The sequence below is a fragment of the Aeromonas sp. ASNIH8 genome, from assembly GCF_002919855.1.
Classification (GTDB): domain Bacteria; phylum Pseudomonadota; class Gammaproteobacteria; order Enterobacterales; family Aeromonadaceae; genus Aeromonas; species Aeromonas caviae.
This window is the reverse complement of record NZ_PQLN01000127.1, coordinates 1-9,751: the sequence shown is the minus strand read 5'-3', so window position 1 is coordinate 9,751 and position 9,751 is coordinate 1. Positions and strand designations below refer to the sequence as shown.

Annotated in this window: 5 protein-coding genes and 2 pseudogenes; 4 read left to right on the top strand and 3 right to left on the bottom strand. The window is 62.4% G+C overall.

Annotation, left to right across the window (positions count from 1 at the left end; translation table 11 throughout):
* Positions 1-173, top strand: a pseudogene (locus C3418_RS21240) (IS1595 family transposase); the annotation flags it as partial.
* Between the two features lie 6 nt (positions 174-179).
* Here C3418_RS21240 and C3418_RS21235 read toward each other — a convergent pair.
* From C3418_RS21235 to trxC, 3 genes and pseudogenes are all read right to left on the bottom strand, one after another.
* A pseudogene (locus C3418_RS21235) lies at positions 180-479 on the bottom strand (cytochrome b/b6 domain-containing protein); the annotation flags it as partial.
* A gap of 418 nt (positions 480-897) precedes the next feature.
* Positions 898-2,286 carry a DASS family sodium-coupled anion symporter gene (locus tag C3418_RS21230; RefSeq protein WP_049636009.1) on the bottom strand — a complete coding sequence of 463 codons (1,389 nt, stop codon included), beginning with the start codon at positions 2,284-2,286 and terminating at the stop codon, positions 898-900.
* Between the two features lie 154 nt (positions 2,287-2,440).
* Positions 2,441-2,881 (bottom strand): thioredoxin TrxC, encoded by a 441-nt coding sequence (gene trxC, locus C3418_RS21225; RefSeq protein WP_010674892.1) that lies wholly within the window; start codon positions 2,879-2,881, stop codon positions 2,441-2,443.
* Positions 2,882-3,034: 153 nt separating this feature from the next.
* Here trxC and C3418_RS21220 point away from each other — a divergent pair, with 153 nt between their 5' ends.
* The 3 genes from C3418_RS21220 (at position 3,035) to C3418_RS21210 (ending at position 9,570) form a co-directional block, all read left to right on the top strand.
* Positions 3,035-5,833, top strand: coding sequence for a response regulator (locus C3418_RS21220; protein WP_103859223.1), 2,799 nt, complete (start codon positions 3,035-3,037; stop codon positions 5,831-5,833).
* Positions 5,834-5,972: 139 nt separating this feature from the next.
* The gene (locus C3418_RS21215; RefSeq protein WP_029314593.1) at positions 5,973-7,709 is read left to right on the top strand and encodes an ABC transporter transmembrane domain-containing protein; all 1,737 of its coding nucleotides are present in this window, start codon (positions 5,973-5,975) and stop codon (positions 7,707-7,709) included.
* Between the two features lie 109 nt (positions 7,710-7,818).
* Complete coding sequence (locus C3418_RS21210; protein WP_049636011.1) at positions 7,819-9,570, top strand: ABC transporter transmembrane domain-containing protein; 1,752 nt, start codon at positions 7,819-7,821, stop codon at positions 9,568-9,570.
* Positions 9,571-9,751: the final 181 nt, after the last annotated feature.

Genomic DNA, 9,751 nt, shown 5'->3' with positions numbered 1-9,751 from the left:
GCAGTTGTCATAAGCTCGGAGCGAAGCATTTACCAAGGCATCTTGCTGAATACTGCTTCCGGTTTAATCATCGTTTTGACCTCAAGAGTATGTTTGTTGAATTGGGGCATGCAGTCGTGGCAAGCCCGCCGATGCCATATCGGCTCTTGAAGCTGGCTGAGGGTCATGGGTAATCAGGAAGGATTTTGACCGGCGTAGTAGGGGTGGCGCCCCTTGATCGTCTCCTTGAGATAGGTGATGACGCCGGTCGGTGTCGGCAGTCACTGGGCGAAGCGGGCATGATAGGAGCCGATGAATCCCCATACGATGCGCAGTGCCAGCAGTCCGGCCAGCGCATATCCCGCATAGCGGTGGTTGCGCGCCCCCTCTTCAAGGATGAAGAGATTCAGCACGCACAACAGCACAGTGGCCCAGTGAAATACCCTAACCACCGGATCCCATACCTTGATTTCACGGTTGTTCTGCATCGTCTTACCCATGAGGTGATCCCCTTGTCGTGATGTCCATGATCATCGCCATCGTCAGCCATGGCTGCGTGATGGCCGTTGTCAGCATCATGGAGGCGATTTCTTAAGTGCAAGTTAATGTCGCCGTGATGTCGCGGGTAGGGAGTGCGGTGGTTTCGGGGCGAGAAAAAGCCCCGGCGATGCGGCAATGCTGTTCAGATAAGCACTTTTTTGACTGATTATTCATAAATTGGATTTGAGTTGAGGGGGCAAGGCTGTGTCCAGTCGATCTTCCTCCAGCCTTTATCCAGCGGGGCTTGCAATAGAAAGAGGGAGGCATCATGCCTCCCTCGATTTTTTGTCCTGATACTACGTGGACTGGAACTCAAATTCTCTTAAGTGAACAGCATTGCGGCGATGCGGGGCTTGGAGGGGCATTAGGGGGCGAACCTCAGTGGAGGATATCCCCCATGAAATAGGCCAGCATGGTCAGGATGACGGTGAACACCAGGTTCAGTACCAGGCCGGCCCGCATCATCTCCCGCTGCTGGATATGGCCGCTGGCGAAGACGATGGCGTTGGGAGGCGTTGCCACCGGCAGCATGAAGGCACAGGAGGCGCCGACGGCGATCAGCACGGAGACCACGATGGGGGAGACCCCCAGTGCCTCGGCCACCCCGGCGAACAGCGGCACCAGCAGCGCGGCAGTGGCGGTGTTGGAGACCAGCTCGGTCAGGAACACCACGAAGGCGGCCAGGCAGAGCAGGATCACGAAGATGGGCATGGAGGAGAGGCCGCTGGAGAGGTGCTCCGCCAGGAAGGCGTTGGCCCCGGTCTGCTTGAGGATGGCGCTCAAGGTGAGACCACCCCCGAACAGCAGCAGCACGCCCCAGTCGGTGTTCTGGTTGATGTCATCCCAGCTGGCGACGCGGCTGACGGCGATGGCCAGGATGGCGCCCATGGCGATCAGGGTATCGAACTGGGGAATGCCGCCCAGCGCCTTGGCAAGAGGCTGGGATCCAATCCACAGCAGCACCGTGGTCAGGAAGATGACCAGGGTCACTTTGCGCTGACCTGTCCACTCGATGGTGACCTGCTCGGTGCTGACCTGGTGGGAGAGATTGGGACGGGTCACCCAGTAGAGCAGGCCGATGCCTACCGGCATGAAGATGATCACCACGGGGATGCCGAACTCCAGCCAGTCGGTGAAGCCCAAGCCCATCTGGGCGGCGGCGATGGCATTGGGGGGGCTGCCCACCAGTGTGCCGATGCCACCGATGCTGGCGCTATAGGCGACGCCAAGCAGCACGAAGACAAGGGTGCGGCGCTCCTTGTGAACGTCCAGCCCTTTCAGCATGCCGAGGGCCAGCGGCATCATCATGGCCGCGGTTGCGGTGTTGCTGATCCACATGGAGAGGGCGGCCGTGATGGTGAAGAGCACGATGGAAGCCCAGCCCAGGTGTCCCTTGGCGAGCTGCATCACCTTGCCGGCGATCTGGGTGTCGAGTCCCTGCTTGGAGAGGGCTGCAGCGAGGGCAAAGCCGCCAAAGAAGAGGAACAGGACGGGGTTGGCAAAGTCGGTCAGCGACTTGCTCATGTCGAACACCCCGAGCAGGGTGGCGAGCACCGGGATGGAGATGGCAGTGATGGTGATGTTCACCGCCTCGGTCAGCCAGAGGATGGCGATGAAGATTAGGATGGCCAGCCCCTTGTTGACCATGGGGTCAAACGGGAGCCATGCCAGCATGGCGCAGAGCAGGAGCAGATCCAGGATGACGATCCCGGACTTGATGTCCAGCCAGCGTGAGGGTGGAGTCGGAGGTACAGCCGATGTGTGCATAACGTTCTCTCGGTTAATTTATGGTTGTTGTTGTGATGCCGAGGTTACATATATCCCCCTGTTTGAAACAGGGGGATATGGTCAAATCATGTGGCGACTCACAGAGTCAAGTGAAGATGGATCTTCAATCAAACAGAAATGAAACATTTTATTTTCATTTGACAGGGGAGGTGAAGGAGAGCAGCCACTCCTTGAACAGGCTCTTGGGCAGGGAGCCGCTGCGCTGTGCCAGGATCTCCCCCCGCTGGAAGACCATCAGGGTAGGAATGCTGCGAATGCCATAGCGACCTGCGATGGCGGCCTCCTGCTCGGTATCGAGTTTCACGAAGCGAAGGCGGGGCTCAAGCTCCCGGGCGACCTCCTGAAAGACGGGGGCAAACTGCAGGCAGGGGCCACACCAGCTTGCCCAAAAGTCCACCACCACCGGGATGTCGGACTGGATCAGGGCATCGAAGCTGGCCTGACGCCCCGCCACCGGGGTTTGTTCGAAGAGGGCGTGACGGCAGCGGCCACACTTCGCGTTTGAGTCTGCTTTTTCGACAGGCAGGCGGTTGCGGGTAAAGCATTGGCTACAATAGGTGGTGACAAGTGACATAATTGCTTCCTTATTTCATGGCCCGGCAACATCTTTATTGCAATCAGAGCGCCGACTAACGGTAACATAGCACTCAGTGGTTTTTCACAGTTGGCCTCCGGCCGTGACCTGATGTCACCGGATGGCCGACCATGACATGAGAATCGAGACGGGATGAAGAGTGTTGCACGGGGCAATCGTGTTGTCTTTGGCCTTATCATCGTATCGCTGGTGGGCTTTTCTGCCTATTGCTGGCAGTTGCTCAGCCAGCAGCAGCGTGCCTTCGATTTGAGCGTGGCGGCTGAGATGGTGCTCAATCGGGTCAATACCGATACCGTCTATCTGCTGGGGCGCGAGAAGGCCAGCGATGGCAGCGTACAGCAACGTCTGAGCCTGCTTTCCAGTCACCTGGACAGGTTCGTCAGGCTGGTGCACGAGGATCCGGAGTCGGTGGACGACCCCGGCTCCCAGGCGTTGCAGCGGGACATCGACGGTTATCTGCTGGATCTCGCCAGGCTTTACACCATGGAGATGACCATCGAGTATCTGGCTCCCCGCTTCCAGGGCCAGCTCAAGGCGTTGCAAGGCACCCTGCCGGTCGGTGAGGCGCAGTACCGCGACCTTACCGAACTCATGCGCCTGCACCACTACCTCCGACGCAGCTGGGATCAGAACGAGCAGCGGCAACTGTTGCAACTCCAGCAGCACCTGCTTGACCGCTATGGCGAGCAGCCGAGGGTCACGGCCCTCGTCCGGCTGGGCCAGGAGTTCAATCAGCAGGTGATGGAGTACCATCGCCTGCGCAATCAGGTGGTGGAGATGAAGGGGCTGAGCTCACTGCCCGCCTGGAAGCAGAGCAAGCTGGAGCGGGCCTCCGCCCTCAAGAGCCGCTTCTACCTGATGGTGCTGGGGGGGGCGCTGCTCTGCTTCTCGCTGGTGGCCGCGACCCTGTGGCGTCGCAACCAGAAGCTGAGCGAGCTCTCTCGCCATGCCGCGCTGCTGGCCCAGGCCAAGAGCGACTTCCTGGCCAACATGAGCCACGAGATCCGCACCCCCATGAATGCCATCATCGGCTTCAGCGCCCTGGCACTGCAAACCAGTCTGGATCCCCAGCAGCGGGACTATCTCAACAAGATCAGATCCTCGTCGGACACCTTGCTGCTGCTCATCAACGACATTCTGGATCTCACCAAGGTGGAGTCCGGCAAGTTGACCTTGGAGGAGATCGACTTCGATCTCAGCGAGCAGCTCGACTCCCTCGCCGCCATGTTCGCGGATCTGGCGGAGCGCAAGCACATCGAGGTCATCATCAACAAGTCTCCCGCCGTGCCCGACTTTCTGCGCGGGGATCCGCTGCGCCTCGGTCAGGTACTGGTCAACCTGGTGAACAATGCCATCAAGTTCACCGAGCGGGGCGAGGTGGAGGTGGCCATCACCCTCACCAGCCAGCATCCCATGCGGGTCTGTTTCAGCGTGCGGGATACCGGCATCGGCATCGCCCCGGAGAAGCAGGCCCAGCTGTTCCAGCCCTTTACCCAGCTGGAGGCGGGCAATACCCGCAAATATGGCGGCTCCGGGCTTGGCCTCAACATCTCCCAGCGCCTGGTGGGGCTGATGGGCGGGGAGATCACCGTGCAGAGCAAACCCGGGGTGGGCTCCACCTTCCTGTTCGAGATCCCCATCTCCCAAGCGGTGTACGGGGTCTCGGGGCGCCGGGTCTTCTTCGATCACCAGCCCCTGATCCTGATGATGGATGACAATGAGCTGGTGCTGGAACTGGCCAAGGACATCCTGGGGCGGGCGGGGGCGTCCGTCATCACGGTCAACAGCCTCTCCCGCGCCCGTCAGGTGCTGCGTGAAGAGGGGCATCACATCCGCCTCGCCATCCTCGACTGGCGCATGGGTCAGGAGGATGGCCTGGACTTGGCCCTCGAGATGTACCAGCACAGCCAGTGGCGGCGCCTGCCTGTCCTGATGACCAGCGCCTGGTCCAGGGAGGGGCTGCACGGGCGGATGGAAAGCATGGGACTGACCCACTTCCTGGCCAAGCCCATGACCGAAAACGCCTTGCTGGCCAAGGTGGACGAACTGCTCAACGGCAGCTCCCATGACAGCAAGGTCCGCCAGGCGGAGGCACAGGGGGATCAGCAGCAGTTCCGGGAGCTGCTGCGTGGTACCCGGGTGCTGCTGGCCGAGGACAACCGGGTCAACCAGCAGCTCATTCTGGAGTACCTGCGCCGGGTGGAGGCCAAGGTCACCGTGGTGGACAACGGCCGCGAGGCGGTGGAGCAGGTGGCGGAGCAGCCGTTCGACGTCATCCTGATGGATCTGCAGATGCCGGTGCTGGACGGGCTGGATGCCACCCGCCAGATCCGCAAGATGGTGGACAAGCATGATGTGCCCATCATCGCCCTCACCGCCAGCGCCATGCCGGGGGACAGGGAGCGCTGCCTTGGCGTCGGCATGAACGGCTATGTCACCAAGCCGGTGAGCAAGCTCGATCTCTACAACAACCTGCTGCAATGGGTGAAGAGCAGCGGCGGGGAGCCCAAGGTGCCCATCGAGGTCAAGCCGCCGGCCCTCATGGGCGTGCTGGATCTGGAGGATGCCCTGCGCCGGCTGGAGCATGACAGGGAGGCGCTGCAGATCCTCTTCAAGCTGTTCCTCTCCGAGCACAAGGACGATCTGTGGGACATCCGCACCGCCCTGCGTCGCCAGCAGCCCGAAGTGGCGTGCCGCTTGCTGCATACCCTGAAGGGGGTCTCGGCCAACATCTCCGCTTCCCGCCTGCAACTGCTGGCCGGGGAACTGGAGTGGCGGCTGCGGCTGCAGGAGGAGCTGAGCGAGGGGGAGCTCAACCAGTTGCAGCAGGTCTTTACCCAGACCCGGGAGGAGGTCTCCCACTTCCTGCTCACCGGGGAGCAGCAGGAGTCGGTCGCTTTCCCGTTTTCGCCCCCCGACAAGCGGCTCTGAGGGAGGGCAAGATAGCAATCGTTCTCAAGTCACCCGCTTCAGGCTATGATGACCCACTCGTTCGCCCCCGCCAGGGGGCGATTGTATTGAGCTTCTCTTCATGATCACGCGGCAGCGCGCCGCGACCAAGGACTTCTCTGTGAGCGTATTTTTGCGGCTTGGCTGGTTTTTCAAGGATCAGTGGCGGCGTTATCTGGTGGCCATCTCCCTGCTGATGCTGGTGGCCCTGTTTACCGTGATCCCCCCCAAGGTGGTGGGCTGGGTGGTGGATGGCATCGCCAAGGGTGACCTGGACAGCGGCACCCTGACCGGCTATCTGGCGGGGCTTTTTGGCCTGGGACTGCTTATCTACCTGCTGCGCTACGTGTGGCGGGTCATGCTGTTCGGTGCCTCCTACCGGCTCGCCTACGTGCTGCGCAACCGGCTGTTCAGCCACTTCACCCGCATGAGCCCGGATTTCTACCAGCGCCACCGCACCGGTGATCTGATGGCCCACGCCACCAACGACATCCAGGCGGTGGAGATGACCGCAGGGGAAGGGGTACTGACCCTGGTGGACTCCTTCATCGTCGGCATCCTGGTGCTCTCCATCATGTGCAGCCAGTACTCCTGGCAGCTGACCCTGCTCTCCCTGCTGCCCCTGCCGGTGATGGCCTTCTTCATGAACCGCTTCGGGACCCAGATCTACAAGGAGTTCAAGGCGGCTCAGGGGGCCTTCTCCCGCCTCAACAACAAGACCCAGGAGGCCCTCTCCGGGGTGCGGGTGCTCAAATCCTACGCGGTCGAATCCCTAGAGGACGAGGGCTTTGCCGAGCTGACCCGTCAGGCGGGGGAGCGCAACATGGCGGTGGCCCGCATCGACGCCAAGTTCGACCCCGTGATTTACCTGTGCATCGGCTGCTCCTATTTTCTGGCTGTCGCAGGGGGCAGCGCCCTGGTGCTGCAAGACAAGCTGACTCTGGGGGAGCTCACCAGCTTCACCATGTACCTCGGCCAGCTCATCTGGCCCATGTTCGCCATCGCCTGGCTGTTCAACATCATCGAGCGGGGCAGCGCCGCCTACTCGCGCATCGAAAGCCTGCTGGGGGAGCACAGCGACATCGAGGAGCCGGCCCATCCCATGGCGCTGGCCTCGGCCTTTCCCCTGCGGGTGCTGGGGCTGGGCTACCGGCTGGAGCAGCGCACCCTGTTGCAGGGGGTGGATGTCACCCTGCAGGCTGGCGCCATGCTGGGGATAGTGGGACGCACCGGGGCAGGCAAGAGCTCCCTGCTCAAGCTGCTGATGCGCCTGGCCAACCCCACGGCCGGGGAGATCCGCATGGGGGAGGTGCCCATCTCGCAACTGTCGCTGGGTGAGCTGCGCAGCCAGTTTGCCTATGTGCCCCAGGAGCCGTTTCTGTTCTCCACCACCATCGCGGCCAACATCGCCCTGGGCCGCCCCGAGGCGAGCCGGGAGGAGATTGAGCGGGTGGCGCGCATCGCCTGCGTTCACGACGACATCAGTCGCTTCCCCAAAGGGTATGAAACCGAGGTGGGAGAGAAGGGGGTGACCCTCTCCGGCGGTCAGAAGCAGCGTCTGGCCATCGCCCGCGCCCTGCTGCTGGATGCCCCTATCCTGGTGCTGGATGACGCCCTCTCGGCGGTGGATGCCCACACCGAGCAGCAGATCCTGCTGGCCCTCAAGGTCCACAAGCGCACCCTGGTGCTGGTGAGCCACCGCATGACGGCGGTGGAGCAGGCGGACGAGATCCTGGTGCTGGAACAGGGCGCGATCAGCGAGCGGGGCCGTCACGAGACCCTGATGGCCAGGAACGGCTGGTACGCGGACATGGTCCGCTACCAGCGCCTGGAGCAGGACGTGGAGGAGAGCCTGTGAACAGGATGACAAGGCCCCTGGTTTCCTTCACCCCCCGCCCGGCTCCCGCGAGCGGAGAGGGGAGCAAAGAGAGTCAATTCCCGTGGAACGTTGCGCTGGAGGCAAGTCTGTGAATCCAACCATCAAACGGCTGCTCGCCTACTGCGCCAGCTACCCCCGCTGGCTGGTGCAGGCGGGCATCTGCCTGCTGCTCGCCACCGGCGCCGAGGTGGCGGGTCCCTTGCTCATCAAGCTCTTCATCGATGACTACCTGGCGCCGCGCCGGCTGGAGTGGGGCATCATCGCCGCCCTTGCCGCCGGTTATCTGGGGTTGCAGGTGTTGTCGGCGGCCGGCTTCTACCTGCAATCCCTGCGCTTCAACCGCATCGCCCAGGCGGTGGTGCAGCGTCTGCGCGAGCAGGTGTTCGCCACCGCCATCCGCCTGCCTGCCCGCTATTTCGACAAGCACCGCTCGGGCTCCCTCATCTCCCGCATCACCAACGACACCGAGGCGATCATGAACCTCTATGTCCAGGTGATAGGGCTCCTGGTGCAAAAAGTGGTGCTCCTGTGCGGCATCCTGCTCTCCATGGCGCTGCTGGACTTTCACCTGATGCTGGTGTGCGCCACCCTGCTGCCGGCGGTGGGGGCCGTGATGTGGCTCTACCAGAAACTGAGCGTGCCCGTGGTGCGGGCGACCCGATCCTTGCTCTCCGACATCAACAGCCGTCTCAACGAGTCGTTGCAGGGGATGCCGGTGATCCAGGCCATGGTACAGGAGCGCCACTTCGCCATTGCTTTTGCGGGGGTGAACCAGCAGCACTGGCAGGCGCGGATCAAGAGCCTCAAGATCAACGGCATCCTGCTGCGCCCCCTCATCGATCTCTTCTACATGATGGTGCTCATCGGTCTGCTGGCCCTGTTTGCCCACGAGGGGCTGAGCACGGCGGGGGCCATTCAGGTGGGGGTGCTTTACGCCTTCATCAGCTATCTGGGGCGGATGATCGAGCCCCTCATCGAGATGACCAACCAGCTCAACCAGTTGCAGCAGGCCATGGTGGCGGGGGAGCGGGTATTCGCCCTGCTCGATGAAACCCGCGAGAGCACCGACGGGGAGGTGCGCCCCCTGGAGGGACGGGTACGCTTCGACGGGGTGGGCTTCTCCTACGACGGGGAGCAGCAGGTGCTGCAAGATGTGAGCTTTGCCACCCGGCCGGGCCAGATGCTGGCGCTGGTGGGCCACACCGGCAGCGGCAAGTCCACCATCATCAGCCTGCTGATGGGTTTCTACCCCCTGGATCGGGGGAGCATCCACTTCGATGATCACCCCATGAACGGCCTGGCTCTCTCGGCGGTGCGCCGCAGCATCGGCCTGGTGCAGCAGGATCCTTTCATCTTCGTCGGCACCCTGGCCGAGAACCTGCGCCTTGGGCGTGACGGCATCGAGGATGGGCGGCTCTGGCAGGCCCTGGAGGAGGTGCAGCTGGCCGATTTCGTGCGCCGCCTGCCCGATGGCCTGGCCACCCTGATGGAGGAGGGGGGCAAGAACCTCTCCGCTGGCCAGCGCCAGCTGCTCTCCTTTGCTCGCGCCCTGGTGGGGGATCCGCGCATCCTCATCCTGGACGAGGCGACCGCGAGCGTGGACTCCCAGACCGAGCTCGCCCTCTCCCAGGCGCTCTCGGCGGCACGCCGTGGCCGCACCACCATCGCCATCGCCCACCGTCTCTCCACCATTGTGGATGCCGATGAAATCCTGCTGCTCTCCCGCGGGTGGGTGAGCGAGCGCGGCACCCACGGCGAGCTGATGGCGCTGGGGGGGCATTATGCCCAGCTGTTCGAGATGCAGAGCCAGGGGGCCTGGCTTGAAGAGAAACGGGCCTGAGGCCCACCTAAAAAAACAGCCGGCATCTGCCGCAATGCTGATCAGTTAAGGATCCATTGACCGATCCTTCTGCTGTAGGACAATCCGGAACCAATCACTGGTTCCGGATTTTTTATGTCTATTGCAAACGATCTGAACGATGTTGTTGAGGCATCTGGCGACATGCTGGCTCGGTTGGCCA